The sequence below is a fragment of the Actibacterium naphthalenivorans genome (assembly GCF_014196965.1).
In the GTDB taxonomy this organism is placed as follows: Bacteria; Pseudomonadota; Alphaproteobacteria; order Rhodobacterales; family Rhodobacteraceae; genus Actibacterium_A; species Actibacterium_A naphthalenivorans.
The window spans coordinates 184,603-210,478 of the sequence record NZ_JACIEQ010000005.1 but is presented as its reverse complement, the minus strand read 5'-3'; the positions used below and the strand labels follow the sequence as shown (position 1 = coordinate 210,478).

At 64.0% G+C, this 25,876-nt stretch carries 23 protein-coding genes; 16 read left to right on the top strand and 7 right to left on the bottom strand.

Annotated features, from left to right (window positions below):
* The first annotated feature begins 61 nt into the window (after positions 1-61).
* On the top strand, positions 62-1,447 hold the full coding sequence (locus GGR17_RS16385) for a bifunctional enoyl-CoA hydratase/phosphate acetyltransferase (protein ID WP_173585965.1): 1,386 nt from the start codon (positions 62-64) through the stop codon (positions 1,445-1,447).
* On the opposite strand, the gene GGR17_RS16380 is transcribed toward GGR17_RS16385, so the two are convergent.
* The 6 genes from GGR17_RS16380 to GGR17_RS16355 all read right to left on the bottom strand — a co-directional run bounded on the left by GGR17_RS16380 (position 1,444) and on the right by GGR17_RS16355 (position 8,373).
* Positions 1,444-3,081 (bottom strand): dipeptide ABC transporter ATP-binding protein, encoded by a 1,638-nt coding sequence (locus tag GGR17_RS16380; RefSeq protein ID WP_054539636.1) that lies wholly within the window; start codon positions 3,079-3,081, stop codon positions 1,444-1,446. The two genes, GGR17_RS16385 and GGR17_RS16380, sit on opposite strands and share 4 nt — an antisense overlap.
* A 5-nt stretch (positions 3,082-3,086) precedes the next feature.
* Positions 3,087-3,971, bottom strand: coding sequence for an ABC transporter permease (locus tag GGR17_RS16375; RefSeq protein WP_054539635.1), 885 nt, complete (start codon positions 3,969-3,971; stop codon positions 3,087-3,089).
* Positions 3,968-4,993 (bottom strand): ABC transporter permease, encoded by a 1,026-nt coding sequence (locus GGR17_RS16370; protein WP_054539634.1) that lies wholly within the window; start codon positions 4,991-4,993, stop codon positions 3,968-3,970. The genes GGR17_RS16375 and GGR17_RS16370 overlap by 4 nt, the downstream gene beginning before the upstream one ends.
* 6 nt (positions 4,994-4,999) lie before the next feature.
* Positions 5,000-6,613: an ABC transporter substrate-binding protein gene (locus GGR17_RS16365; RefSeq protein WP_054539633.1), complete on the bottom strand. Its 1,614-nt coding sequence runs from the start codon at positions 6,611-6,613 to the stop codon at positions 5,000-5,002.
* 226 nt (positions 6,614-6,839) lie between these two features.
* On the bottom strand, positions 6,840-7,673 hold the full coding sequence (locus GGR17_RS16360; RefSeq protein ID WP_235974515.1) for a GNAT family N-acetyltransferase: 834 nt from the start codon (positions 7,671-7,673) through the stop codon (positions 6,840-6,842).
* Complete coding sequence (locus GGR17_RS16355) at positions 7,660-8,373, bottom strand: GntR family transcriptional regulator (RefSeq protein ID WP_037208525.1); 714 nt, start codon at positions 8,371-8,373, stop codon at positions 7,660-7,662. Before GGR17_RS16355 ends, GGR17_RS16360 begins: the two co-directional genes overlap by 14 nt.
* A 238-nt stretch (positions 8,374-8,611) precedes the next feature.
* On the opposite strand from GGR17_RS16355, the gene GGR17_RS16350 reads away from it, so the two are divergent.
* The 8 genes from GGR17_RS16350 (at position 8,612) to GGR17_RS16315 (ending at position 17,177) form a co-directional block, all read left to right on the top strand.
* Positions 8,612-9,598, top strand: a complete 987-nt coding sequence (locus GGR17_RS16350; protein WP_054539631.1) for an ABC transporter ATP-binding protein — start codon at positions 8,612-8,614, stop codon at positions 9,596-9,598.
* Between the two features lie 33 nt (positions 9,599-9,631).
* Positions 9,632-10,903 carry an ABC transporter substrate-binding protein gene (locus GGR17_RS16345; RefSeq protein ID WP_054539630.1) on the top strand — a complete coding sequence of 424 codons (1,272 nt, stop codon included), beginning with the start codon at positions 9,632-9,634 and terminating at the stop codon, positions 10,901-10,903.
* Positions 10,904-10,961: 58 nt separating this feature from the next.
* A complete protein-coding gene (locus GGR17_RS16340; protein ID WP_054539629.1) occupies positions 10,962-11,825 on the top strand; it encodes an ABC transporter permease in 864 nt (287 codons plus the stop codon).
* Positions 11,825-12,664, top strand: a complete 840-nt coding sequence (locus GGR17_RS16335) for an ABC transporter permease (protein ID WP_037208533.1) — start codon at positions 11,825-11,827, stop codon at positions 12,662-12,664. The genes GGR17_RS16340 and GGR17_RS16335 overlap by 1 nt, the downstream gene beginning before the upstream one ends.
* A 6-nt stretch (positions 12,665-12,670) precedes the next feature.
* Positions 12,671-13,324 (top strand): aspartate/glutamate racemase family protein, encoded by a 654-nt coding sequence (locus GGR17_RS16330; RefSeq protein WP_054539628.1) that lies wholly within the window; start codon positions 12,671-12,673, stop codon positions 13,322-13,324.
* A 97-nt stretch (positions 13,325-13,421) separates the two neighbouring features.
* Positions 13,422-15,872 carry a Lon protease family protein gene (locus GGR17_RS16325; RefSeq protein WP_054539627.1) on the top strand — a complete coding sequence of 817 codons (2,451 nt, stop codon included), beginning with the start codon at positions 13,422-13,424 and terminating at the stop codon, positions 15,870-15,872.
* Positions 15,869-16,618: a hypothetical protein gene (locus GGR17_RS16320; protein ID WP_054539626.1), complete on the top strand. Its 750-nt coding sequence runs from the start codon at positions 15,869-15,871 to the stop codon at positions 16,616-16,618. Before GGR17_RS16325 ends, GGR17_RS16320 begins: the two co-directional genes overlap by 4 nt.
* Before the next feature lie 73 nt (positions 16,619-16,691).
* Positions 16,692-17,177 carry an Hsp20/alpha crystallin family protein gene (locus GGR17_RS16315; protein ID WP_054539625.1) on the top strand — a complete coding sequence of 162 codons (486 nt, stop codon included), beginning with the start codon at positions 16,692-16,694 and terminating at the stop codon, positions 17,175-17,177.
* A 2-nt stretch (positions 17,178-17,179) separates the two neighbouring features.
* Here GGR17_RS16315 and GGR17_RS16310 read toward each other — a convergent pair whose 3' ends face one another.
* Complete coding sequence (locus GGR17_RS16310) at positions 17,180-17,836, bottom strand: dienelactone hydrolase family protein (protein ID WP_054540454.1); 657 nt, start codon at positions 17,834-17,836, stop codon at positions 17,180-17,182.
* 409 nt (positions 17,837-18,245) lie between these two features.
* Between GGR17_RS16310 and hemP the strand changes: the two genes are divergently transcribed.
* From hemP to GGR17_RS16275, 7 genes are all read left to right on the top strand, one after another.
* Entirely contained in the window at positions 18,246-18,413 is a 168-nt protein-coding gene (hemP, locus tag GGR17_RS16305) for a hemin uptake protein HemP (RefSeq protein ID WP_082386655.1), read from the top strand.
* Positions 18,410-18,889, top strand: coding sequence for a hypothetical protein (locus tag GGR17_RS16300; RefSeq protein ID WP_037208540.1), 480 nt, complete (start codon positions 18,410-18,412; stop codon positions 18,887-18,889). The genes hemP and GGR17_RS16300 overlap by 4 nt, the downstream gene beginning before the upstream one ends.
* A gap of 14 nt (positions 18,890-18,903) precedes the next feature.
* A complete protein-coding gene (locus GGR17_RS16295; RefSeq protein ID WP_054539624.1) occupies positions 18,904-20,166 on the top strand; it encodes an imelysin family protein in 1,263 nt (420 codons plus the stop codon).
* 96 nt (positions 20,167-20,262) lie between these two features.
* A complete protein-coding gene (locus tag GGR17_RS16290) occupies positions 20,263-21,813 on the top strand; it encodes a di-heme oxidoreductase family protein (RefSeq protein ID WP_082386654.1) in 1,551 nt (516 codons plus the stop codon).
* A 1-nt stretch (position 21,814) separates the two neighbouring features.
* Complete coding sequence (locus tag GGR17_RS16285) at positions 21,815-22,828, top strand: imelysin family protein (protein ID WP_054539623.1); 1,014 nt, start codon at positions 21,815-21,817, stop codon at positions 22,826-22,828.
* A gap of 1 nt (position 22,829) precedes the next feature.
* A complete protein-coding gene (locus GGR17_RS16280) occupies positions 22,830-23,906 on the top strand; it encodes a DUF1513 domain-containing protein (protein WP_054540452.1) in 1,077 nt (358 codons plus the stop codon).
* A 399-nt stretch (positions 23,907-24,305) separates the two neighbouring features.
* Positions 24,306-25,589, top strand: a complete 1,284-nt coding sequence (locus tag GGR17_RS16275) for an O-antigen ligase family protein (RefSeq protein WP_054539622.1) — start codon at positions 24,306-24,308, stop codon at positions 25,587-25,589.
* Positions 25,590-25,876 lie beyond the last annotated feature (287 nt).

Below are 25,876 nucleotides of genomic sequence, written 5' to 3'. Positions count from 1 at the left end.
CACGAAAGGGTTACGTTCAGCCCACAGGCTGGCGCCTGATCCCGGCAAGGAGGCTGCTCTGATGACGTTGCACACCAATATCCCCTGGACCGATCTGGAGATCGGCATGGAGGCGGAAACCACCCACACCTGCCGGGCCGAGGATTTCTACGTTTTCGCCAATTCCTCGGGCAATTTGAACCCGATGCATCTTCCCAAGGAAGACGGTGACGGGGATGGCAAGCCCGAGGCGGTGGCGCCCTCGATGTGGATGGGGGCGCTGATCTCCGGGGTGCTGGGAAATTTCCTGCCCGGCCCGGGAACGCTTTACAAAAGCCAGATGCTCACCTTTCTGGGCCGCGCCCACGCAGGCGATGAAATCACCGCCAAGGTGCGCCTGCTGTCAAAGGGCGAGGGCAATCTCGCCACCTTCGAGACCTGGGTGGAACAGGCCGACGGCACCCGCATCGCCGAGGGCGAGGCGGTTGTGCTTGCCCCGGAACGCAAGGTGGCCATCGACATCCGCGATGTTCCGGGCCTGACAGTGCAGACCCATGCGCATTTCGACCGTATCCTGGCCCGCGCCGAACCGCTGGAGCCGATGCCGACGGCGGTTGTCGCGCCAGAGGATGACGCCTCGCTCGGCGGTGCGCTTCTGGCCTATCGGCACACGCTGCTGCACCCCATCCTGGTGGGCTGTGCGAAGAAGATCGCCGCCGCCGCCGAAGAGATCGGCGCCGACCTGTCGGGGCTGGAGATCGTGGATATCCCCGATCATTCCGCCGCCTCGGCGCAGGCGGTGAAGATGGTGCATGAGGGCCGCGCCAAGGCGCTGATGAAGGGCAATCTTCATACCGACGATCTTCTGCGTCAGGTGCTCAAGAAGGTCGGCGGGCTGCGCACCAACCGCCGCCTGTCGCATGTTTTCGTGATGGATGTGCCGGGGCTTGATCACCTGCTGATGGTCACCGACGCGGCCATCAACATCGCCCCCGATCTGGAAGAGAAGGTCGATATCGTTCAGAACGCCATCTACCTGGCGCATGCGCTGGGGATCGAGATGCCGAAGGTCGGCATCCTGTCGGCGGTGGAAACGGTCAACCCGCGCATCCCCTCGACCATCGACGCGGCGGTGCTGTCGAAAATGGCCGATCGCGGGCAGATCAAGGGCGGGCTGGTGGACGGGCCGCTGGCCATGGACAACGCCATCGATCTGGAAGCCGCGCGCACCAAGGGCATATCCTCGGCGGTGGCGGGCCACGCGGAAATCCTTGTCGTGCCCAACCTCGAGGCGGGCAACATGCTGGCCAAAGAGCTGACCTTCATCGCCCATGCCCAGGCAGGCGGCATCGTGCTTGGCGCATCCTGCCCGATCATCCTGACCAGCCGGGCCGATGACGAACAGGCGCGGCTGGCCTCTTGCGCGGTGGCGGTGATGATGCGCGAATGGGGGCGCAGCCGGGGCTAGGGCGCGGGCACCAGCCGCCGGGCGGGCGGTTTCGGCGCGGCCGACAAAAGCTCTTGCGTATAGGGGTGGGCAGGCGATGCCATCACCTGCTCCGCCGGTCCCTGTTCGACGATCTCGCCGCCCTTCATGACGATCACATGGTCGCACAGCAGGCGCACCACATGCAGGTCGTGGCTGACGAACAGATAGCTCATCCCCAGTGCCGCGCGCAGATCGGCCAGCAGGTTCAGCACCACCGCCTGGATCGAGACGTCAAGCGCGGCGGTGGGTTCGTCGAGGATCAGAAACCGGGGGTTCAGCGCGATTGCCCGCGCGATGCCTACCCGCGCCTTCTGCCCGCCCGAAAGCTGATGTGGAAACCGGTCGAGCAGCGTTCGCGGCAGGCCGGTCAGATCGGCAAGCTCGTCCACACGCGCGGCCAGTTTCGCCCCTCCCATCCCGCCAAGCCGGCGCAGCGGGTCGGCGATGGTCTGACGGGCGCTGTGGCGGGGGTTCAGGCTGTCGGTCGCATCCTGAAACACCATCTGAATGTCGCCCCGGCGCGGGTTGCGGGCAAAGCGCCCGGCCGGAATACCCGCGATATCCTGCCCGTCGAACAGGATCTCGCCGCTGGTCGGATCGAGCAGCCGCACCAGCATTTCCGAGGTCGTGGATTTGCCGCAGCCGGATTCCCCGACCAGCCCCACGCTTTGCCCCTCTTTCACCTCGAAGGATATGCCACGAACCGCATGAACCGGCCCGGATTTTCCGCGATAGGTTTTGGTCAGGTCGCGCACCGCCAGAATCGGGCGCTCATGCACCTTGTGGGGCAGGTCGGGCGTGCGGATCTCGGCGGGCAGCAGGCTTCGGATGCTCTCGCCCGCGCGCGGGGTCGCGTCGACCAGCTTGCGGGTATAGGCGTGCCGGGGCCGGGCAAACAGCGCCTCCGGATCGCCGGTCTCGACGATCTGCCCATCTTTCATCACCACGATCCGGTCGCAATATTGCGCGGCCAGCCCAAGGTCATGGGTGATCACGATCGCGCCCATGCCGCGTGCCCGGATCAGCGCGCTGACCAGTTCCATCACCGCCTTCTGGGTGGTGATGTCCAGCCCCGTTGTCGGCTCGTCGGCGATCAACAGGCGCGGATCGCAGGCCAGTGCGATGGCGATCACGACCCGCTGGCACATGCCCCCCGAAAGCTCGAACGGATAGGCGTCATAGCGGGCCTCGGCATCGGTGATCCGCACGGCCTCCAGCGCCGCGATCGCCTTTTGCCGCGCGTCCTGCCGGGTGGCCTTTGCGTGGCGGCGCAGCACATCCTCGATCTGATGGCCAACCTTGCGGATCGGGTTGAGCGCGGCGCGCGGGTTCTGGAAGATCATCGAAATCTCGCGCCCGCGAATATCGCGCATGTCGGCTTCGGAGGCGCGGCGCAGGTCGAGCCCGGAATAGCTGACATCGCCCGCCGTGATCGCCCCGCCCGCATCGAGGATGCGCATCAGCGCATAAGAGGTGACCGATTTGCCGGACCCGCTTTCGCCGACGATACCCAGAACCTCCCCCGTGGCCACATCGAAGCTGACCCCGCGCACGGCGTTCACCGCGCCCCGGCGGGTCTGGAAGGAAACGGCAAGATCGCGGATCGACAGCATCGCGTTCACGTCCTTTTGCGCGGATCGACGATGTCGCGCAACCCGTCGCCCAGCAGGTTGAAGGTGAAGACCGCGAACATCAGCCACAGGCCCGGAAACACCGCCAGCCACCATTCGCCCGACACGATGAAATTGGCGCCTTCGGCCACCATGATCCCCCATTCCGGCGTCGGCGGGCGCACGCCCAGCCCGATGAAGCTGAGCCCGGCCGCATTCAGGATCGCCCAGCCCAGATTGAGCGAAACCTGCACCATCATCGGCGGCAGCGCGTTCGGGAAGATATGCAGCGCCAGCACGCGCAGGTCTGAATTGCCCGACAGGCGCGCCGCCAGCGCGAAGCCCGCCCCGCGCCGGATGTTGACCTCGGCCCGCACCAGCCGCGCGTAAAACGGCACGTTGATGATGGCGGTGGCGTAGATGATATTCTCGATCGTGTTGCCCATGGCCGCGACGATCCCCATCGCCAGCACGAACAGCGGGAAAGCCATGATCGTGTCGAGGATGCGGTTCAGCACCACGTCGATCCAGCCGCCCCAATAGCCAGCGACAGCCCCCAGAACCGACCCCAGCACGAACGACAGCGCCACCGCCGCGACCGAGATCACCAGATCCAGCCGTGTGGCCACGATCACCCGGCTGAAGACGTCGCGGCCCAGGCTGTCGGTGCCGAACCAATGCGCCGCAGAGGGGGCCTGGAGCGCGTTGGCCGCATCCGATTGCAGCGGGTCATAGGGAACGAGTGCCGGGCCGAACAGCGCCGAGATCACGATCAGCGCGAACATCACGAAGGCCAGCAGCGTGACCGGATTGGCCTTCAGCACATAGATCAGGTGGTCAAGCGCGCCGCTCGAACGGGGCCGTTCCGCGCTGTCTGGCGATACCTGTGTCATTTCGCGGCAAACCCGATGCGCGGATCGATCAGCGTATAGGCCAGGTCGATCACGAGGTTGAGCAGGACGAAGAGAAACGCCATCGCCAGCACAAAGCCCTGAACAGCGGCATAATCCGACACCACCAGCGCCTCGACCGCGTAAGAGCCGATGCCGGGCCAGGCGAAGACCTTTTCGACCAGCACATTCGCCCCGAGCGTGAAGGAAAACACCATGCCCAGAGTGGTGACGACAGGCAACAGCGCGTTGCGGAAGGCATAGCCGTATAGCACCGTGCGGTTGGTCAGCCCCGCCGCCCGTGCCGTGCGCACGAAATCGGCGCTGAGCGCGCCCAGCATCGCCGCGCGGGTCATCCGCGCGATCGGCGCCATGGTGAACAGCGCCAGGGTGATCGCGGGCAGCACAAGCTGTTTCAGCGCGCCCAGAAATGTCTCGGCATCCCCGGCAAGGGCCGCGTCGATCAGGTAAAAGCCGGTCACGTGATCGGGTTCGATATAGATGAAGTCGAGCCGCCCTAGCGGCGACGGCGCGATGCCCAGCAGGTAGTAGAACACATAGATCAGCAAGATGCCGGTAAAGAAGGTCGGCAGCGATACCCCCGCCGTGACCAGCACCCGGCACAGGTGATCGACGGGCGAGCCCGGCCGCGTTGCGGCCAGCACCCCCAGCGGCACCGCCACCGCGCAAGACAGCAGCAGCGCGCTCAGCGTCAGTTCCAGCGACGCGGGCAGCCGGCTGGCCAGATCCTCGGCCACCGGCCGCCCGCTGGAGATCGACTGCCCCAGATCGCCGCGCGCGAGATCGCCGACATAGATGATGAACTGCCGCAGCATCGGCTTGTCGAGGCCAAGTGCCTCGCGCACCTCGGCGATCGAGGCCTCATCCGCCGCCGCCCCTGCGAAATACACGGCCGGGTCGCCGGGCAGGGCGCGGGTCAGCACAAAGCTGATGACCACGACCCCGATCACCACCGGGATGGCCTGCGCGATGCGCGAAAGAACAGAGGTCAGGCGCGCGGACATTCCGGTTCACGCCCCTTTCAGCGGCCGGATGTCGAGCTGGCGGTGGAACCAGAACTCATACCCTTCGGCCCCGTTCGCGGCGACGTTCAGCGCCGGCTGCCAGAGCGGGATGCGCGGCAGGTCTTCGAAGGCGATCGCGAACATGCGCTTGATGTTGGGCATATACTGCGGATCCTCCATCGACATGTGCAGGGTTTCGTCGACCAAGGCCTCGATCTCGGGGTTTTCATAATTGGACGAATTGAACAGATGCCCCTTCTGATAGGCCCAGAAGAAATAGTAATCAGGCGTGTTCAGCCAGCCGCCGAAGTTTTCCAGGTGCAGCGGCAGCCGCTTTTCAACCAGTGCCGCGGTGCGCCAGTTGGCGCCGGGGATCTTTTCGATCTCGCTGGTGATGCCAAGCCCGGCCAGGCTTTCCTGAATAAGCAGCGCCGTGGGCTCCATCCAGTCGGCCAGGCTGAGGCTGATGGAGAACGGCACGTCGAACCCCTTGGCGAAGGCCGATTTTTCCAGATGGCTGCGGGCCATGTCCATGTCGGTGTAATAAGGCGATTTGCGCGGCCATGCGATATCGTCGATCTCGGTGCTGCCGCCCCAGAGCGGCGCGCCACGGCCATAGGCGGCGGTCTGGAAGATATCCTCATAGGGAATGGCATAGGCGATGGCCTTGCGCACGTCAGGATCCTGGAACGGCTCGAACGTGGTGTTCAGGCCGACCACGTGCATGCAATTCTCGATCGGGGTGGAATAGACCGTGACCTTGTCGGCCAGTTCGGCGGCATCCTTGTTGGGGATGTCGAAGGAAAGCTGCACATCGCCCCGCTCGATCAATGCGCGGCGGGTGGCGGGGCTGGGCACTTCGCGCAGGATGACGCGCTTGGGCCCCGGCAGCGGGCCGCCGGCCCAGTCGTCGTTCCGCTCATAGACGAGCTGTTCGCCCGGCGCCCATTTCGCCACCTTGAACGCGCCGGACCCGGCCGGGGTCTTGTGCAGATATTCCATCGCCCAGGGATCTTCGGCGGTGGCATTGGCCATCGCGACCTTGGAATTGATGACGAACGGCACCGGCACCGCCAGATCGGGCAGGCTCAGCTTCGACGGTCTTTCAAGGTGGATCACGAACGTTTCGTCATCGACCGCCTCGAATTGCTCGGGCGCGATCAGGCCGCCGGCCTTCATCTGTACGGTCGGGAAGCCGCCCACCGAAACGGCGCGGTCGAACGACCATTTCACATCGGCGGCGGTCACCTTGGTGCCGTCCCAGAATTTGGCCTCCGGCTTGATCTTGAAGGTCATCGTCAGCCCATCGTCGGAGATGGTCCAGCTTTCGGCCAGTTCCGGCTCGATGACCGAATAGTCATAGGAAAGCCCGCCGCCCGGGGCCTCTTTGGTGCCGAAGGACACCAGCCGGTCATAGCAGTTCACCGCCACCTGATAGGAGGCGCGGTTGGTGCCGGTCCGGTGCAGATCGAGGCTGTTGATGGTCTGGCCGGTCACGGCGACCAGAACGTCGCCGCCCGCGGCACGGGCCGGCAGTGCCTTCAGAAAGGGCAGCATCGAGGCGCCGATCACGCCGCTGCCGTATTTCAGAAAATCGCGTCTTGAGGTGGTTCCTGTCATCTGTGTTTTCCCCTGTGGCTGAATTGTGCCACGGGCGAAGCGTGGCGCGAGCATGGGCCGAGCCTGCGCTGTATTAATGTTTACTTCTAATGCTATAATTTCACATTACCGGTGCAAAGAATGCACCGCCAAGTAATCCTGTTTGAAATCAATCAGTTAATAATTCCTCCCTGGTTCTCTGCGATGTGGGCATTTGGCGGCAGGGAAGGCGCGGATTGGCGGGTGGTCAACCAAGCTCCAGCGTGGCCACCCCGTGGAACGGGGCGTAGGCGGTTGCGGGGGCGGGCCCCCGGTACATCCGCGCGGTTTCGAAGACCGGTGCAAAGCCGCGACCGGCCAGCAGGTCGTGAAAGTCGTGGCAACTGTCGGGTACGTCGATGAAAAGCTGTGCCCGGCCAATGATCCGCGCAAGCCCGGCCATCAGGTCCGAGGCATCACCCGCGCGGAGGGCCATGAACGGACCGATCTTCGCCCCCGCCCGACAGGCGCGCACGGTGCCACAGGCGGCGATGGCGCCGTTCCTCTCGATAACCAGGCCCTGCCGGGTGGACGTGGCGGTCAGCCAGGCGGAAAGATACCTGTCACGCCGGGTGCCCGTCTGCGCCGCGTCAAGCGCGAGGATCGCGGGGATATCCGAGGCCCGCATCGGGCGAAGGTTGGCCGCGTCGCGCCCGTTTACCCGGCCTTCGTAGCGAATGGTCCGGCCCGCGCGCACAAAGCCCGAGCGCACATAATTCTGCTGTTGCGCCGGCACACCGTCAAGGCCCACCGTCCGGCCGCCGGCATGGGCCAGCCCGGCGTTCCAGACATCCAGCCCATGACCCATCCCGCGAAACGCGGGGGCGCAGATGTAAAGCCCGAGAAAGGCGTAGTCATCCGAGTGGTTGACGACCGAAACCGCCGCCGCCGGCGCGCCGCCGACCCGTTTCAGGAAGAACCCCTCGGGGTCTGCAGCCAGAAACGCCTCTGCGTCATCCAGGCCAGGATTCCAGCCCTCATCAGCCGCCCAGCCCAGAACGCATTCCAGATCCGCGCGGGTCATATGCTCAACCCGGTCCAATCAGCGCCTCTTTCAACGAGCGGGGCGCGGCGCCTTTTTCACGCAGGTCCAGCGCCGAATGCAGATCCACCAGATGGCTGCGCATCAGCTCTTCGGCCTGCTTGGCGTCATTGGCAGCGATCGCTTCCAGCAGCGCGTGATGCGCATGGCTTTCGCACAGCGCGCTTTCACGCCGCCAGTACAGCGCGATGATCAGCGAAGAGCGCGCGATCAGGGTTTCGATGAACCCCGCGATGGTGTTCTGATCCGCGATCCGCGAAATCTCGATGTGAAACAGACCCGACAGGCGCACGGCCCGGCCACTGTCGGATGCGGCAAGGGCAGCATGTTCATCTTCGATATGCCGGCGCAGACGCTCGATATCCTCGGGGACGGCGCGCAGTGCCGCGGAATGGGCGGTGCGGGGTTCCAGCAGCTCGCGTGCCTCGAACACCTCGCGCGCCTCGCGCAGGCTGGGCTGTGCCACGAACGCGCCGCGGTGGCGCTCGATCTGAACAAGCTGCTCATGCGCCAGTGCCTGCAAGGCAGAGCGTACGACGGTGCGGGATACGCCATAGATCTCGCCGATCTCGTCTTCGCCCAGCTTGGTGCCGGGGGCCAGCCGGTGTTCGTGAATGGCAAGCTCCAGCCCTTCGGCGACGGTGGCACTGGCCGCGTTTTGCTTGAGTTCCTTGGGGGCCGGACGGGCGGGCTTGTTCATATCACTGATCCTCGTTCCGATCATGTGCCAGACCTGGCATGGGTCGACAAGCGGCGCCGATTTTGCATCCGTAATATATCCTTATTGTATACAACACTGTGTTCGATAATTAATCGGCGCAATCAACTTTTGCTTAAAAACGCGCCAACTCGCGGCATGGCCCGGTCCCCGGCGCTGTTCGTCATTGTCGCGCGCCATGTTGCGCGGCTCAAAAGAACGCAACAAGCGCGGGGGGCCGATGGAAAACGCCAAACTTGATCTTGAACTGGTGTCGCTGACCAAGCGTTACGGTACGACCGTGGCGGTGGATGCGATCAACCACCGGTTCAAACCGGGCACCTATGCCTGCCTGCTCGGCCCCTCGGGCTGCGGCAAATCCTCGACCCTGCGGATGATCGCCGGGCACGAGGCGGTTTCGGACGGATCCATTCTGCTGGGCGGGCGTGATATTTCGGCGCTGCCGCCGGCAAAACGCGGTACCGCGATGATGTTCCAGAGCTATGCACTGTTTCCGCATCTCAGCGTTACCGACAATGTCGCCTTCAGCCTGAAGATGAAGGGCGTTTCCAGCGCCGAGCGCACCGCCAAAGCGGGCGAGATGCTGGAGCTGGTGGACATGACCGCCTTTGGCGACCGCATGCCGGATCAGCTTTCGGGCGGTCAGCAGCAGCGGGTCGCGCTGGCCCGCGCCCTGATCACGCGGCCGCAGGTGCTGCTGCTGGATGAACCGCTTTCGGCGCTGGACCCGTTCCTGCGTATCCGCATGCGCAGCGAGCTGAAGAAGCTGCAGCGCGAGCTTGGCATCACCTTTCTGCACGTTACCCACGGCCAGGACGAGGCGCTGGCCCTGGCCGACGAGATCGTGGTGATGAACAACGCGGTAATCGAACAGGCCGGCCCCGCGCGCGAGGTCTACAACGCCCCGAAGACGGAGTTCGTGGCGCGGTTCATGGGCGGGCACAATGTTGTCGGCCTGCCGGAGGGGACGTTCGCCATCCGCAGCGACGCGGTGCAGGTGACGGGCCCCGGCACCGGGCTGGTCGAGGCCAGCGTCACGGGCATCGAATATCAGGGCACGCATGTATCGCTGAACGCGCGGATCATGGGGGATCAGGAACTGGTCGCCCAGGTGCCCGAAGCGATCTTTTTCAACAATCCCAGACAGCCGGGCGACCGGATCGGTCTGACATGGGAGACAGGGCAGCTTCATCCCTTGAAGGCCTGACCGAGCAAACGCGAAAACCAACAGGAGAACAGCATGACGATAACGACAGGGAAACTCAGCCGCCGCAGCATTTTGAAAGGGGCCGCAACCGCCGTGGGCGCCAGCACGCTGGGCGCGCCGATGATCTGGGCGCAGAACATCAAGGACGTGACGCTGCGCCAGTTCGGCACCGGGGTGTCGAACCTCAATGAGGTGGCCGACAAGGTGAAAGAGGATCTGGGCTTCACACTGGAGATGACGGCGCTCGATTCCGACAGCGTCACCCAGCGCGCCGCGACCCAGCCGGGCAGTTTCGACATCGCCGATATCGAATACTGGATCTGCAAGAAGGTCTGGCCGACCGGCAACCTGCAGGCGATGGATACCGGCAAGATCAAGAACTACGACAAGATCGTGGGCATCTTCCGCAACGGCAAACTGACCCCCGAAAGCGAGATCGCCCAAGGTACGGCGCCCCACACCGTGGGCTTTGTCGAGGGCCCCGGCGGCACTGAATTCGTGGACTACGAATCAGGCTGGATGACGCTGATTCCGACGATCTACAATGCCGATACGCTGGGCATCCGCCCCGATCTGATCGGCCGCCCGATCAATACATGGGCAGAGCTGCTGAACCCGGAATTCAAGGGCAAGGCCAGCATCCTCGACATCTCGTCGATCGGGATCATGGACGCGGCGATGGTCTGCGAGGCGATGGGCGAGATCGCCTATGGCGACAAGGGCAACATGACCCGCGAAGAGATCGACAAGACCATGGCGATCTTCACCGAGGCCAAGAAGGCCGGCCAGTTCCGCGCCTTCTGGAAAAGCTTCGACGAATCCGTCAACCTGATGGCCTCGGGCGAGGTCGTCATCCAGTCGATGTGGTCGCCCGCGATCACCGCGGTAAAATCCAAGGGCATCCCCTGCGTCTATCAGCCGCTGAAGGAAGGCTACCGCAGCTGGGGCGGCGGTATCGGCCTGTCGAAGAACCTGACCGGGCTCGAGCTGGAAGCGGCCTATGAATACATCAACTGGTATCTCGACGGCTGGGTCGGCGGCTTCCTGATGCGTCAGGGCTATTATTCGGCCGTGCCCGAAACCTCCAAGAACTACATGACGGCCGATGAGTGGGGCTTCTGGTTCGAGGGCAAGCCGGCAGAGGGCGATATCACCAACCCCTTCGGGCAGGTGATGGAAAAGGCGGGCGCGGTGCGCGACGGCGGTTCGTTCTACGACCGTATGGGCGCCGTCGCCTGCTGGAACGCGGTGATGGACGAGAACCAGTATATGGTTCGCAAGTGGAACGAGTTCATCGCGGCCTGATCTCACAACCGGGGGCGCCCGTGCGGCGCCCCCGATCCACCTTCCGCTGGATGATCCCATGCAAAGATTTCTGTCGCGTCCGACCGTTTCGGGATGGCTTCTGGCCTCTCCGCTCACGCTGGTGCTGACCCTGTTTCTGGTTCTGCCGATCGTGATGATCGTGATCGTCAGCTTCTGGCAGGCGACTGAATTTTCCATCGTCCCGGCGTTCGACTTCGAGAATTACGAATTCCTGTTCGGCTCTCCCGTCACCTACAAGGTGTTCCTGAACACGTTCAAATACGCGGTCATCACCTGGGCCTGCACCCTGCTGATCGGGTTTACCGTGGCCTATTTCCTGGCTTTCCATGTGCGCAGCCAGACCTGGCAGATCGCGCTGTTCCTGCTGTGCACGATTCCGTTCTGGACCTCGAACATCATCCGCATGATCTCATGGATCCCGTTTCTGGGGCGCAACGGTATCGCCAATTCGGCGCTGATCTCGGCCGGGGTGATCGACACGCCGCTGGATTGGCTGCTCTATTCCGATTTCGCGGTGATCCTGGCGTTCGTGCATCTTTACACGCTGTTCATGGTGGTGCCGATCTTCAACACGATGATGCGGATCGACAAATCCCTGATCGAGGCCGCGCGCGACGCGGGCGCCACCGGCGCGCAGATCATGTGGAACGTGATCATCCCGCTGTCCAAGCCGGGCATCATGATCGGCACCATTTTCGTAGTCACGCTGGTGATGGGCGATTTCATCACCGTGCGCTTCATGTCGGGCAGCCAGTCGGCCAATGTCGGGCGGCTGATCTCCAACGACATCGCGCTGCTGCAATACCCCTCGGCCGCGGCCACCGCCGTGGTGCTTCTGGCGACGGTGCTGATCGTGATCGGCCTGCTGCTGCGCTTTGTCGATATCCGAAAGGAGCTGTGATGGAACCGCGCCCCCGGTCTTTCTACGTTCTCGCCGCGTTTTTCTGCCTGTTCCTGCTGTTTCTCTACGGCCCGACGCTGACCATCGGCATCCTGTCGTTCCAGGGGCCGAACGGGGGGCTGACCTTCCCGATGAACGGGGTATCGACCCATTGGTTCTTCAACCTGTTCGAGCAGCAGGCGGTGGGCGATATCTGGGGCTCTTTCGCGCGCAGCCTCGTGCTGGGGCTGATGGTGATGGTGACCACGGTCGTGGTCTCGGTGATGGGCGGGCTGGCGTTCCGCAAGCGCTTTGCGGGCTCGAACGTGGTGTTCTATCTGATCATCACGGCACTGGTGATCCCGTCGATCCTGATTTCGCTCGGGGTGGGGCTGATCTTTTCGCAGCTCGGGCTGACCGTGCACTGGGCCACCTCGGGCTTTGGCGCGCAGCTGACATGGACGCTGCCCTTCGGCCTGCTGATCATGTTCGCGGTCTTCAACCGCTTTGACAAAAGCTATGAGGAAGCCGCCCGCGATCAGGGCGCGACCGCATGGCAGACCCTGCGCCATGTGGTCATCCCGATCATCGCGCCCTCGCTGATCGGCGTGGCGCTGTTCGGCTTTACCCTGTCCTATGACGAATTCGCGCGCACCCTGCTGACCGCCGGCAGCTACAACACCCTGCCGCTGGAGATCTACGGGATGACGACGAATGTCACATCCCCCGTCCTCTACGCGCTGGGCACGCTGACCACGGTGTTTTCGCTGTTCATCATCGCCGTGTTCCTGCTGACCGCGCGGATCGCCACCCGGCGCCGGTCTCGGGCAGGGTCGGACGCGGGCAAGGGCATGATCTGACCGGGCATGACCATCGTCTTCATCAACCCCAACAGCACCCAGGCGATGACCCGCGCGATGCTGGCATCGGCCCGTGCCGCCGTGCCCGGCGCGGCTTTCGAGGGCTGGACATCCACCGGTGGCCCCGCCGCGATCGAGGGGCCGCAGGATGGCGACCGGGCGGTGCCGCCGCTTTTGCATCTGGTGCAAAAGGCATCGGATGATGGCGCCGCGGCGATCGTGATCGGCTGTTTTGACGATACCGGCCTGGCCGAGGCGCGCGCGCTGGCGGCCTGCCCGGTGATCGGGATCGGGCAGGCGGCCTATCACCTTGCCGCGCTGGCCGGGGCAAGGTTTTCGGTGGTGACAACGCTGAGCGTGTCGGTTCCCATTCTTGAAAACAACATCCGCTCTTACGGCCTGTCCGGCGCCCTGGTCCGGGTGCGGGCGAGCGGGGTTCGCGTGCTTGATCTGGAAGACAACCCGGCCGAGGCGGCCCCCCGCGTGCTGGCCGAAATGCGCCGCGCGGTGGAAATGGACGGCGTCGAAAGCGTGGTGCTGGGTTGTGCCGGAATGGTGACCCTGCTTGAGACCGCGCGGGCCGAGATGCCGGTCAACGTCATCGACGGTGTCGAGGCGGCCGCGCGGCTGGCCTGGGCGCTCAGCATGGTCCGGCAGTAGGATCACCGCAATCGCGGGCCAGTTGATTTGACTCAAGGCACCGGATCCCGAAGCATGTTTGGTGACACCGGATCGCAACCAGTCACACGAGGGCCCGATGCCGCATCCGCCAAAGCCCGCAGCACTGGAACCGGCGGCCCTGTCCGCAGGTTTCGACAAAGGCGCCTTTGCCTTTGACACAACGCGGGATCTGCCGCCGCTCGACGGCTGGCTGGGTCAGGACCGCGCGCTTGATGCCATCCGCATGGCCGCCGAGACGCGGCACAGCGATTTCAACCTGTTCGTGCTGGGCACGCCCGGAAGCGGCCGCCACGATGCCACGCGCGAGGTTCTGGCGCCCGCCGCACAGAAACGCGCGGTGCCCGACGACTGGGTCTATGTCAACAACTTCGACGCGCCGCACAAGCCACGGGCGATGCGGTTGGCCCCCGGGATGGCGCAGCGCCTGAAGCACGCCATGGAAACGCTGATCGACGATCTGGCCAATGACATTCCCACGCTGTTCGAATCCGACGATTACCAAAGCCGCCGCCATGCCATCGAGCAGGAATTCTCGGAAAAGCACGAAGCGGCGATGGGCGCGCTGTTCGAGCGTGCGCGCGGCCGCGACGTGGCAATCCTGCGCACCCCGATGGGCTATGCGGTGGCCGCGATGCGCGACGGGGCGGTTATTTCGCCGGACAAGTTCGAAAAGCTGCCCAAGGCGCGGCAACAGGAGATCGAGAAGCAGGTCGATCAGACCCGGCGCGAGATGGAGGAGGTTATGAAAGAGCTTCCCCGCTATCAGAAGGCCAGCCGGGCACGTGTCGAAGAGCTGAACCTGGCGCTGGCCGAGGAAGGCGTGGATGCGGCCATCGCCCAGGCCTTTCACGATCTGCGCGGCGTCGAGGTGATCGAAAAATACATTGCCGGGGTGCGCAAGGATCTGATCGAAAACCCCGAACTGTTCCTGATCCGCGAGGATGGCCCGCAGGCCGGGGCGTTTCCCGTCGCCACGAGCCGGCATTTCGCCAAACCCCAGTTCCGGCGCTATGTCGTCAACCCGATGGTGTCGCATACCGCGGATGATCCGGCCGGCGCGCCGATCGTCGAGGAAAGCCTGCCGACCCTGGCCAATCTGATCGGCCGGGTCGAGCATGCCAGCCAGATGGGCGCGTTGTTCACCGATTTCACCATGATAAAGCCGGGCGCGCTGCAACGCGCCAACGGCGGCTATCTGATCCTGGACGCGCGCGCCCTGCTGAGCGAGCCTTTCGCCTGGGGCGCGCTGAAGCGCAGCCTCAAGACCGGCAAGATCAGCATCATCTCGGCGGGCGAGGAGATGAGCCTCATCTCCACCGTCTCGCTCGAGCCGGACCCGATTGCGCTGGACGTGCGGGTGATCCTGGTGGGGGACCGCGTGCTTTACTACCTGCTGGCGGCGGTCGATCCGGACTTCGCCACGCTGTTCAAGCTGCAGGCCGATTTCAATGATGCGGTGCCGCGCACGCCCGAGGCCACCGATCACTACGCCCGGCTTCTGGGCTCCATCGCGCGCAAGGCGGGGATACGGCCGCTGTCGGCGGCGGGTGTGGCGCGGGCGCTGCTGGAAAGCACCCGGATTGCCGATGACAGTGAACGGATGACGCTGAATATCGACCGGATCTCCGACATTCTGCGCGAGGCTGATTATTGGGCGGGCCGCACGGGTCAGCCCGCGATCCGCGATGTCGAGATCGATCAGGCCGTCGCCGCCGCCGAAATCCGCGCCGGCCGGGTGCGAGAGTTGAGCCATGAGGCGATCACCCGCGATATTCTTCTGATTGATACCGAAGACGCGCGGGTCGGCCAGATCAACGCGCTCTCGGTGCTGGAACTGGGCGGCTTCCGCTTCGGCCGGCCGTCGCGGGTCACGGCGCGGGTGCGCGTGGGCACCGGCAAGGTTGTGGATATCGAGCGCGAGGCAGAACTGGGCGGGCCGCTGCATTCCAAGGGCGTGATGATCCTGTCGGGCTTTCTTGCCACGAATTTCGCGCCGGACATCCCGATGTCGCTCTGGGCCAGCATCGTGTTCGAACAAAGCTATGGCGGCGTGGATGGTGACAGCGCCTCTGCGGCGGAACTTTTCGCGCTGTTGTCGGCCCTGTCGGGCGTGGCGATCGATCAGTCCTTCGCGGTGACCGGATCGGTCAATCAGTTCGGTGATATACAGGCCATCGGCGGCGTGAACGAAAAGATCGAGGGGTTCTTCGATATCTGCGCCGCGCGCGGGCTGACCGGGCGGCAGGGCGTGCTGATCCCGCATGCCAACATCCAGCATCTGGCGCTGCGCCAACGGGTCGTCGACGCGGTCGCCGAGGGGGCGTTCCGCATCATCCCCATCCGCACCGTGGCCCAAGGGCTGACCCTGCTGACGGACCGCCCCGCCGGGCAGCGCCTGCCCGATGGTCTGTATGAGGGCGACAGCATCAACCGCCTCGCCGAAGACAGGCTGCGCGCCTTCGCCGAGGCCCGGAAGGGATTCATCGCGACACCCCGGCAGGGTAATTCCGACGGGGGCGAGGCATGATCACCCCCGCGCCAACCGGCCGCATCATCCTTGGCGCGACCTCTTTCGCCGATGCCGAAGGCGCGATCGGCTTTGCCGTGGGGCTCGCACGGCAGACCGAGCGCGAGCTTGTCGGCCTGCTGATCGAGGAAGAGGCGATCCTGTCCTGCGCGGCGGGGCGGGGGGCGCAGGCGGTTGGCGCGGCGCCGCTGAGCCTGGAGCGGATGCTGGCCGCCTATCGCCGGGATGCAGAGGCGTTTCAGGCGCGGCTGGCGCAAAGCGGCGCGCTGCGCTGGTCTTTTTCGCGGCGGCGGGGACAGGTGCTGCCGCTGCTGTCGGAAATCGCGGGGCAGGGCGATCTCATCCTGCTGGGCCATCGACGCGCGCCCTTGCGCAGTGGCGATGTCGTATTCATTCCCGGGGGTGCTGCGGATGATGCCGCGCTGGGGCTGGCGGTGCAGGCGGCGCGCGATATCGGCCGCCCGATCACCGTGCTTGCGCCGCGCGCGCTGCACGCCGGTATCGCCGCCGCCGCGGCACGCTTGGGGGCCGGGGCGGTTTCGATGCGGGACGCGGCCGATCCCGGCGCGGTGATGGCGCATCTTGGCCGGGCCAGCGTCTCCGTCGTGTTTCTTGGGCAGGCCGGGCTTGATCCGGCGACGCTGGCCCGGCTTGTCGATGCGGCCCGCGCGCCGGTTGTCTTTCCCGCCGGTGTCATCCTGCCGCCGGGGCCGGCAGACGGCGGCGCGCACCCTCCCGGATTTTGATGCAGATCAGCGAAACAGTTCCGCGACTCGGCCATGGATTTCTCACGTGTTTGATTCTCTAGGAGGACATCGCATGACCTACCGTGACTGGCTGCCCACATCCTGGCTTGGCGGCAAAGAAGACACCGACAGCCCGTTTTATTCCCTGCAAAAGCAGATCAACACGCTGCTCGATGATTTCGGCAGCGGGCCGTTTCCGAAGGATCAGGGTTTCACGATCCGCTCGAACGTCAGTGAGACAGACAGCGAGGTTTGCATCACGGCAGAGCTTCCCGGCATCGCGATGGAGGATGTCGACGTGTCGGTGACCGGAAACCGCATCACGATCAAGGGCGAGAAGAAATCCGAGAAGGACGAAAAGAAAGAGGAAGAGGGTCGCCAGTTTCACCGGATCGAGCGTTCCTCTGGCTCGTTCTACCGGATGATGACCTTGCCCTTCGAAATTGATCCCGATTCGGTCAAGGCAGGGGTCAAGGACGGCATTCTGACCGTGACCGTGCCCAAGCCCTCCGAGATCGTCGAGAAGACAAAGAAGATCAAGGTCGAGAAAGAGGGCTGAGCCTATCCCGCCGGGGGCCGCAGATGCGCGCCGAACCACCCGGCGGCAAGATGGATGACCGCAGCCAATGTTCCCGGCTCCTCGAACAGATGCGTGGCGCCGGGAACGATCTCCAGCCGTTTTTCGCAGGTCAGCCGCGCGAGCGCGGCCTCGTTCAGTGCGATGACGCCATGATCCGCGCCGCCTACGATCAATAACGTGGCGCAGCGCACGTCCGGCAGCGCGGCGCCTGCCAGATCGGGCCGCCCCCCGCGCGACACGACAGCCGAAACCGCGCCCTGCATCCGGGCCGCCGCCACCAGCGCCGCCGCAGCGCCGGTGCTGGCCCCGAACAGCCCGATCGGCAGATCGGCGGTTTCCGTGTCCGCGCGGGCCCAGCCAACGGCGTCGGCCACGCGCCGGCCCAGCAGGGTGATATCGAACACATTGGCGCGGTCGGCGGCCTCTGTTTCGGTCAGAAGGTCGAACAGAAGGGTTGCGAAGCCATGCGCCCGCAGGCTTTCAGCCACGGCCCGGTTGCGCGGGCTGAACCGGCTGCTGCCGCTGCCATGGGCGAAAATCACCAGCCCGCCCGGCGCGGGCGGCAGTGCAAGATCGCCGGGCAATACGACGGTTCCGCGATCGACGGCGATGGCAACGGGGCGCGAGTTTTCGGGCATCATTTGATCAACATAGTCGATGCGAGCCGGGGCGCCTTGACCGGAATCAATGACAGCGGAGGAAGCCGGTGCATGCGTCGGATACATGCCGCGACGGGCTGCGACGCTATGGCCAATTGCCTTATTTTCCGAGCAAAAAACTCGGATTGACAATCCTTATTGTTTAAGTCAGATTTAAAAATGTTCCAGCCACCCTGCTCGTTCCGACGGGGAAGCCCGAATCGAAAGATGAAAGGTTTTCCGCGATGAAACGCGTTCAGAACGATCACAGGGTGCGCGAGTACGACCAAACGAAGCCGGGGTGCGACCGGTCCGAACTGCTTGCTCTGGCTGTGGGGGCGGGGCTGACGGGCCGGTTCTGCCTTGAATGGCTTATCGACCATTTTGAACAGCCGGGAAAGTCAGGGTGATGGCGGCGGATTCCGTACATAACTCCCCGCAGGCGCGGGACGGCGATCTGCCCTGCTACCGGGCCGAGGATCTGACCCGGGGCGGGGTTCAGGCCCGGATCGTGCTGGACGAACAGGTCTACACCCTGCGCATCACCCGCGCCGGCAAGCTGATCCTGACCAAATGACCGGGCCGGGATCACATCGTGGCGGCGTGCCCGTCGGCCACATCACCGAGCTGGGGCCGGTCGAGGCGGGGGCCGTCTTCTATCTGCGGCTCTGGTGCAGCGGCCCGGCGGCGCAGGATCAGGTGCGCAGCGATTTCACCCTGGCGCTTGGTGCCGATCAGGGGCAGGCGGCGGCGATGACGCTGGAGCAGTTGTGTGATCTGTGCACCCGCCACGGCCGGCGCCCGCTCATGCGGCACGACATTTCCTGCCGTTGCCTGGGCGCCGACGAAAGCTGTTTCGCCAATTTCGTGGCCTGTGCCGCCGATGGGTGCCGCGAGGACGCGCTGCTGATCGCCACGCTGATCGTTCGGTGCGATCTGGCGCCCTGCATCGCCGCGCTGGCCGAGGATCTGGGGCTTGCCCTCAAACGCATGGCGCTGAGCGGCGGGGCGGATGCCTTGGCGCCGCAATCGCCGACATCGAGACTACATTGAAAGGACAACCACCGATGAAACCTCTTCTTCCGGCAGCCGTGGCCCTGTGCGCCTCACTCGGCACCGGCGCGATGGCCCAGGACAAGGCCGCCGTTCTGGAAACCTATGCCGACATCGCCGCCGCGGCCTATGGCGACAGCCTGATCACCGCGCAGCGCCTGCAGGTGGCGGTCAATGCCCTTGGCACCGCGCCCTCGGCCGAAGCGTTGCAGCAGGCCCGCGCCGCCTGGCTTGCCGCCCGCGTACCCTATCAGCAGACCGAGGCGTTCCGCTTCGGCAACCCGATCGTTGACGACTGGGAGGGCAAGGTGAACGCCTGGCCGCTGGATGAAGGGCTGATTGACTATGTGGATGGCTCTTACGGCGGGCCGACCGACGAAAACGCCTTTGCGGTGCTGAACGTCGTGGCAAACCCCGGCTTCACCCTGTCGGGCAAGAGCATTGACGCGGCAGAGATCACGCCCGCGCTGCTGGCCGACACGCTGCACGAAGCGGACGGGATCGAATCCAACGTGGCCACCGGCTATCACGCCATCGAGTTTCTGCTGTGGGGGCAGGATCTGAACGGGCACGCCCATGGGGCCGGTAACCGGCCCTGGACGGATTACGCCACCGGCGACGCCTGCACCGGCGGCAATTGCGATCGCCGCGCGGCCTATCTTCAGGCGGCGACGGATCTTCTGGTCAGCGATCTGGAATGGATGGCGGCGCAATGGGCCGATGGCGGCGCGGCACGCAATGCCCTGACGGCGCATGAAGATGCCGGCCTCTCGGCCATCCTGACCGGGATGGGCAGCCTTTCCTATGGCGAGCAGGCGGGCGAACGCATGCGCCTTGGCCTGATGCTGAACGACCCCGAGGAAGAGCATGATTGTTTCTCGGACAACACCCACAACAGCCACTACTATGACGGGCTGGGGGTGCAGAACGTCTATCTGGGCGAATATGTCCGGGTTGACGGCACGCTGGTGTCCGGTCCGTCTCTGTCTGATCTTGTGGCCGCGACGGATGCGGATCTCGATGCCGAGATGCAGCGCAAACTGTCGGCCACGATGAGGGCACTTGGCCGGATCAAGACGGCGGCCGAGGCAGGGTTTTCCTATGATCAGATGCTGGAGCGGGGCAATCTCGCGGGGGAAACCCTGGTCATGGGCGGGGTCGAGGGGCTGATCGACCAGACCCGGACGATCGAGCGCGTCGTCACCACGCTCGACCTTGACCAGATCGCCTTCGAAGGCTCCGACAGTCTGGACAACCCCGGCGCCGTGTTCCAGTAATCGCTAACCGCCGGGGCGCGGCCCGTGCCCCGGCCCCAACAAGGCGGCTGACAGAGGGACGCCTCGGTGTCAGCCGGTCCCCGTATGAAAAGACCGATGGCAAGACCTGAGCAGGATATCGCGCCGCGCAGATGCAAATCTGCCGGCTTTGCCCTTTGGGGCGTTTTGGCGTTTTGGGCGCCCGCCGCTCTGGCGGGCGACCCTCATCTTCCCGTTGTCCCGCGCACCGAGGACGAGGCGGCCCGGATCGCGATGGTGACCGCCCCGGCCCATGATTTCAGCGCGCCCGAGAAATTCGAGGCATTGCCGGCCGGGTCGGCCACGGTGCGCCGGCGGACGAACGCGGATGCGTTTTCGCAGCCATCGGGCAACATCAGCTTTGAGCGCGAGCTGGATTTCAAGGTCGGCAACGGGTTGTTCAAGAAGCTCTGGGTGTCGTCCCCGTCATCGACCCTGGCCTCCGACGGGCTCGGCCCGCTCTACAACGCCCGCTCCTGCCAGCGGTGCCACATAAAGGACGGGCGGGGCCACCCGCCCGAGGGGCCGCAGGACAGCGCCGTTTCCATGTTCCTGCGCGTGTCGATCCCCGCCGACCCCGGCACCGCGATGACCGGGATCGAGGACTATCTGGGCGCGCTGCCCGATCCCACCTACGGCACGCAGCTTCAGGATTTCAGCGTGGCGGGGCACCCGGCCGAGTACCGGCTGCAGATCACCTATGAGGAGATCGAGGTCGCGCTGTCCGAGGGGGAAACCGCGACCTTGCGCAAGCCCAGCTATACGGCGGCGGATCTGGGCTATGGCCCGCTGCACCCCGACGCGATGCTGTCGCCCCGGGTGGCGTCGCAGATGATCGGTCTCGGGTTGCTCGAGGCGATCCCGGCCGAGGATATCCTGGCCGGGGCAGACCCGGATGACCGCGACGGAAACGGGGTATCGGGCCGCGCCAACACCGTCTGGTCGGTGGAATTCGGGCGCCCGATGCTGGGCCGGTTCGGCCATAAGGCCGGCGCCCCGACCATCCGCCACCAGTCGGCCGCCGCCTTTGCCGGTGACATCGGCATTTCCAGCCCGCTGTTTCCAGCGGGCTGGGGAGATTGCACCGAAGCGCAGGCCGATTGCCGCGCGGCCCCCGATGGCGGCGACGCCGCGCATGACGGGCTGGAGATCGACGCGCAGGGGCTGGACCTCGTCACCTTCTACAGCCGCAACCTGGCCGTGCCCGCCCGGCCCGATATCGCCGATCCGCAGGTGCTGCACGGCAAGCATGTGTTTTATGAAACCGGCTGCATTTCCTGCCACACCCCGAAATTCGTGACCCACCGTCTGACCGATCAGCCGGAGCAGAGCTTTCAACTGATCTGGCCCTATACCGATCTTTTGCTGCATGACATGGGCGAGGGCCTGGCCGATCACCGCCCCGAGGCCCGCGCCAGCGGGATGGAATGGCGCACCGCACCGCTTTGGGGGATCGGTTCCACCCAAACCGTCAGCGGCCACAGCTATTTTCTGCACGATGGCCGCGCCAGATCCCTGCTGGAGGCGATTCTGTGGCATGGTGGCGAAGCACAGCCGATGCGCGACGCCGTGGTGGCCATGCCGAAAGCCGACCGCGCCGCGCTGATCCGTTTTCTGGAGAGCCTCTGACATGCGTTTCCTGATCCTCCTTGCCTTTGTGATCACGCCTCTGACCGGCTGGGCGCAAGACCGGTCTGCCACGATACAAGATGTGGTCGAGGCCCATATCCTTCCGGGCTTTACCCGGCTGGCGTCGGCCTCTGCCGCCCTGTCGCAGGCGGCGCAGGCCGATTGCGCGGCGGCGTCGGAGGGCCTGCGGGGCGCCTTCAACGATGCCTTCGACGCCTGGATCGGGGTCAGCCATCTGCGCTTCGGCCCGACCGAGACCGGCAACAGGGCCTTCGCGCTGGCGTTCTGGCCCGATCCCCGCAGCGCCACGCCAAAGGCGCTGTCGGCCATGATCGAAGCCGAGGATCCGGTGGTGGAAAGCGCCGACGCCTTCCAAACCGTTTCGATCGCGGCGCGCGGGTTCTATGCGCTGGAGTTCCTGCTCTACGACCCGCAGATCAGCGCGCTGGGGTCGGGCGCCTATCGCTGTGCCCTGATCCGGGCGGTTGCCGCCGATGTCGACAATACCGCGCAGGCCATCCTGACGGACTGGCAGGATCACTATGCCGCCCTGCTGATCTCGCCTGAGAACAGCGATGTCTACCGCTCGGACGAGGAGGTGCTGCAGGAGCTGTTCAAGGCGCTGACCACCGGACTTCAGTTTACCGCCGATACCCGGCTCGGGCGGCCGCTGGGCACGTTCGATCAGCCCCGCCCCACCCGCGCCGAGGCCCGCCGCGCCGGCCGTTCCCTGCGCCATGTGCAGCTCTCGCTGATCGCCCTGCGGGATCTGGCGCAGCGCCTTGCATCCATCTCGCCCGAGGCGTCGGCGACGCTCGACGCGGCCTTCGCCCAGTCTCTCGATCTGACCGAGCGGCTCGACGATCCGGTTTTCGCCGGGGTGGCGGACCCGCAGGGCCGGCTGCGCGTCGAGGCGCTGCAACAGTCGATCGGGCGGATCAGAGAGATTGCGGCAGCCGACCTTGGCCCGGCGCTTGGCGTCGCGGCGGGATTCAACGCATTGGATGGAGATTGACATGACCACACGCCGGGGATTCATGGCAGGCATGCTGGCCACCGGGCTGGCGCCGAAACCAAGCTGGGCCGATGCCGGAAACCCGGCCTATCTGTCCGCCGCGAAACGGCCTGACGGCAGCTATCACCTGTACGGGCTGGACGAGTTGGGAGCACCGCTTTTCAGTGTTCCGCTGCCCGACAGGGGGCACGCCGCTGCCGCGCATCCCTCCCGGCCCGAAGCGGTCGCCTTTGCCCGCCGCCCGGGGACCTTCGCCATCGTGCTCGATTGTATCTCCGGCGGCATCCGGTCGCGGATGGAGGCGCCCGAGGGGCGGCATTTCTACGGCCACGGGGTGTTCTCCGCCGACGGATCGCTGCTGTTCACGCCAGAGAACGACTACGAGGCGGGGCAGGGCCGTATCGGCGTCTGGCAGGCCGGCACGGATTACATCCGTATTGATGAGTTTTCCTCGGGCGGGGTCGGCCCGCATGACATCGCCCGGCTGCCCGGAACCGATACCATGGTCGTGGCCAACGGCGGGATCGAGACCCACCCGGATGCGGGCCGTGCCAAGCTGAACCTGCCGGTGATGCGGCCCAACCTGACCTATCTGGATGGCATGGGGCAGGTCACCGGCCAGATCGAACTGAACGCCGATCTGCACCTGAACTCGATCCGTCATCTGGCGGTGCGGGACGATGGTCTGGTGGCATTCGCCATGCAGTGGCAGGGCGACGGCGCGGTTCACCCGCCGCTTCTGGGCCTGCACCGTGATGGCGACGACGTGCTGCTGCTGCAGGCGCCGGACGATTTGCACCGCCGGATGGAGGGCTACGCCGGCAGCGTTGCGATCTCGTCGGACGGCGGTTCGGTTGCGATCACCTCGCCCCGGGGCGGCGCCATTCAGATGTTCGACACGGACACCGCGGTTTTCGCGGCCGAACTGCCGCAAGGGGACGTTTGTGGTATCAACGCGGGGCCGGAGGGGTTTGTGGCGACGACAGGAAACGGCACCGTGATCCATATGGAGCAGGGCCGGGTTCTGGGGGCCGAAAGCCACCGGGTCGCCTGGGACAACCATCTTATTCGGTTGTAAGCCGTAGCCTGCCTGGTGCGATGCGGTGATGCCCGGCGCGGCCTGCCTGTTGCGGAGGACGCGGCCGCGCCTGTGCCGCATGTTGGCATCCTCGTTTTGGCAATCGGCAAGCTGGTACCTTCGCGCGTTTTGTTCCGCATCATCCATCTGCGCCGTCGACCGGATCTTCCGAGTTTTCATCGGCCCGCATGGCCTAGATCAGCAATATAAAGTAGCGCTGGCATTCTTAACCAAACGGGCAGAATGCGCCCTGGCGTCGTAGCGATGAGCACATTTCTGCCCAACTCGTGAGCAAATTGATGTGCAACTGCGTTGTGTGGGCAAGCTTAGTATGATCGAATGTTGGTGATTTTGAGCAGATGTGTATAGCATATAAATTAGGATTTTTGAGGGCAGAAAATGAATCTTATACAAGCCAGATTGCAGTTAACTTCATATAGTTTCCTTCTGGTTTTCTTTATTTCTTTGTTCGTGGTTATAATTGAGCCAGCTCCATCGGATCTTGCTTTTGTGGTCTCCTTTCTGGCTCTCTTGCTGTCCGGTCGGATTTTCGTCAGCAGGTATCTAAAATTCTTCTTTTACCTTGTCGCCGCCTATCTGTTCGCCAACTTAGTCTCTAGTTTCGCGTGGAAAAGCGCAACTTTTGGTGGTCGATATGTCGCGATCACGATATATATGCTTCTTATACCACTTCTGATGGCGCACTTTACCGACGCTTTGGGTGAAGACGCCGTAGAGAAGTTTTACAAGTTTTTCTTCATTGCAGCTGGCGTGTCTGGGTTCATCGGCATGTTGGCGGTTTTTCGAGTGGCCCCCGGACCAATAACTTTGTACTTCAAGGCGGATGACGGGCTGAGGCTTTCCCCTCTTTTTAAGGATCCAAATGTCTACGGTCCCTTTATGGGGTCTGCCGGGCTGCTGATGTTGGGGAACGCCCTTCGTCCCGATGTGGGCAGGCAAGCGTTAAGGCTCATATCCTCATTCTTTCTACTTGGTATGATGTTCTTGACATTCTCCCGCGGCGCTTGGCTGGGTACAGGTGTTTCTATTTTTGTCATGTCAACTTTGATTTTGCTATTTGCAAGAAGGCGCAAGACGCTAGTAACATTTATTGCATTGAGTACGGTGGGAAGTGCCGCTGCTATCAGCGCCGGTGTATACATGTTGGAGAAGCTAAATTTGGTGGACTTTCTGTTTAAGCGGTTCCAACTCCAATCATATGACAGTCATCGCTTTCAAAACTGGGCGAACGCATTGCAAGTAGTTGAAAGAAAGCCACTAGGTGTCGGGCCTGGCCATTACGTTGGAAGAACCCATTTCCCAGATAGTGACTTTGGACTTGCTACCCATAATATCTATCTAAAGGTCGCTGTGGAAAATGGCTGGTTTGGCTTCGCAACTTTTTTTGGTGCTATATGCGTTCTTATATATTTGTTGTTCCGGAGCATAAAGGCGCAAGATGATCGCCAACCCATTCGTATTGCTGTTTTAGCCGCTATTGTCGGGCAGTTTGCAAGCAGCGTGGTTGTTGACTCCTTGCACTGGCGTCATCTTTTCGTGTTGTTTGGATTCGCATGCTGCGAAATCATCGTTTTTCAGAAACAAAAGCATATCAAGCGATTATCTCTTTCGTATCCACCAATGCCAGCGTTTCAAAGAAGCAATAACCTTTCTACTTCTTAGATGCCACTTAGCCATCCTTCCGCTCTAGTCTGGAGGGAGCATCAAGCTGTAAGCCTGCCACCGCAGGCGGTTGGGGATCGTATGAAGGCGCTGGCGCTGGAACGCCCGGCCCACATGGCTCAACTTGGCCGAGCCAGTGCCCTCGTGGCTCTTCGCGCCCAACACCAACTTGAACCCATTCCATCATGTGTAAAGATTGTGCGGTCGCGGAACCCTGTCTGCGAAAGACGCGGCAGCAAGAGCGAAGCGACGCGCTGAGGGGTAAGCAATCTCAACTTTTGCTAGCC

Coding starts and splice junctions, on each gene's coding strand:
- GGR17_RS16340 (WP_054539629.1), top strand. CDS start 10,962: ATGCAAAGATTTCTGTCGCGTCCGACCGTTTCGGGATGGCTTCTGGCC.
- GGR17_RS16325 (WP_054539627.1), top strand. CDS start 13,422: ATGCCGCATCCGCCAAAGCCCGCAGCACTGGAACCGGCGGCCCTGTCC.
- GGR17_RS16295 (WP_054539624.1), top strand. CDS start 18,904: ATGAAACCTCTTCTTCCGGCAGCCGTGGCCCTGTGCGCCTCACTCGGC.
- GGR17_RS16365 (WP_054539633.1), bottom strand. CDS start 6,613: ATGACAGGAACCACCTCAAGACGCGATTTTCTGAAATACGGCAGCGGC.
- GGR17_RS16315 (WP_054539625.1), top strand. CDS start 16,692: ATGACCTACCGTGACTGGCTGCCCACATCCTGGCTTGGCGGCAAAGAA.
- GGR17_RS16385 (WP_173585965.1), top strand. CDS start 62: ATGACGTTGCACACCAATATCCCCTGGACCGATCTGGAGATCGGCATG.
- hemP (WP_082386655.1), top strand. CDS start 18,246: ATGGCGGCGGATTCCGTACATAACTCCCCGCAGGCGCGGGACGGCGAT.
- GGR17_RS16285 (WP_054539623.1), top strand. CDS start 21,815: ATGCGTTTCCTGATCCTCCTTGCCTTTGTGATCACGCCTCTGACCGGC.
- GGR17_RS16310 (WP_054540454.1), bottom strand. CDS start 17,836: ATGCCCGAAAACTCGCGCCCCGTTGCCATCGCCGTCGATCGCGGAACC.
- GGR17_RS16330 (WP_054539628.1), top strand. CDS start 12,671: ATGACCATCGTCTTCATCAACCCCAACAGCACCCAGGCGATGACCCGC.
- GGR17_RS16380 (WP_054539636.1), bottom strand. CDS start 3,081: ATGCTGTCGATCCGCGATCTTGCCGTTTCCTTCCAGACCCGCCGGGGC.
- GGR17_RS16275 (WP_054539622.1), top strand. CDS start 24,306: ATGAATCTTATACAAGCCAGATTGCAGTTAACTTCATATAGTTTCCTT.
- GGR17_RS16300 (WP_037208540.1), top strand. CDS start 18,410: ATGACCGGGCCGGGATCACATCGTGGCGGCGTGCCCGTCGGCCACATC.
- GGR17_RS16355 (WP_037208525.1), bottom strand. CDS start 8,373: ATGAACAAGCCCGCCCGTCCGGCCCCCAAGGAACTCAAGCAAAACGCG.
- GGR17_RS16320 (WP_054539626.1), top strand. CDS start 15,869: ATGATCACCCCCGCGCCAACCGGCCGCATCATCCTTGGCGCGACCTCT.
- GGR17_RS16335 (WP_037208533.1), top strand. CDS start 11,825: ATGGAACCGCGCCCCCGGTCTTTCTACGTTCTCGCCGCGTTTTTCTGC.
- GGR17_RS16280 (WP_054540452.1), top strand. CDS start 22,830: ATGACCACACGCCGGGGATTCATGGCAGGCATGCTGGCCACCGGGCTG.
- GGR17_RS16375 (WP_054539635.1), bottom strand. CDS start 3,971: ATGACACAGGTATCGCCAGACAGCGCGGAACGGCCCCGTTCGAGCGGC.
- GGR17_RS16350 (WP_054539631.1), top strand. CDS start 8,612: ATGGAAAACGCCAAACTTGATCTTGAACTGGTGTCGCTGACCAAGCGT.
- GGR17_RS16345 (WP_054539630.1), top strand. CDS start 9,632: ATGACGATAACGACAGGGAAACTCAGCCGCCGCAGCATTTTGAAAGGG.
- GGR17_RS16290 (WP_082386654.1), top strand. CDS start 20,263: ATGGCAAGACCTGAGCAGGATATCGCGCCGCGCAGATGCAAATCTGCC.
- GGR17_RS16370 (WP_054539634.1), bottom strand. CDS start 4,993: ATGTCCGCGCGCCTGACCTCTGTTCTTTCGCGCATCGCGCAGGCCATC.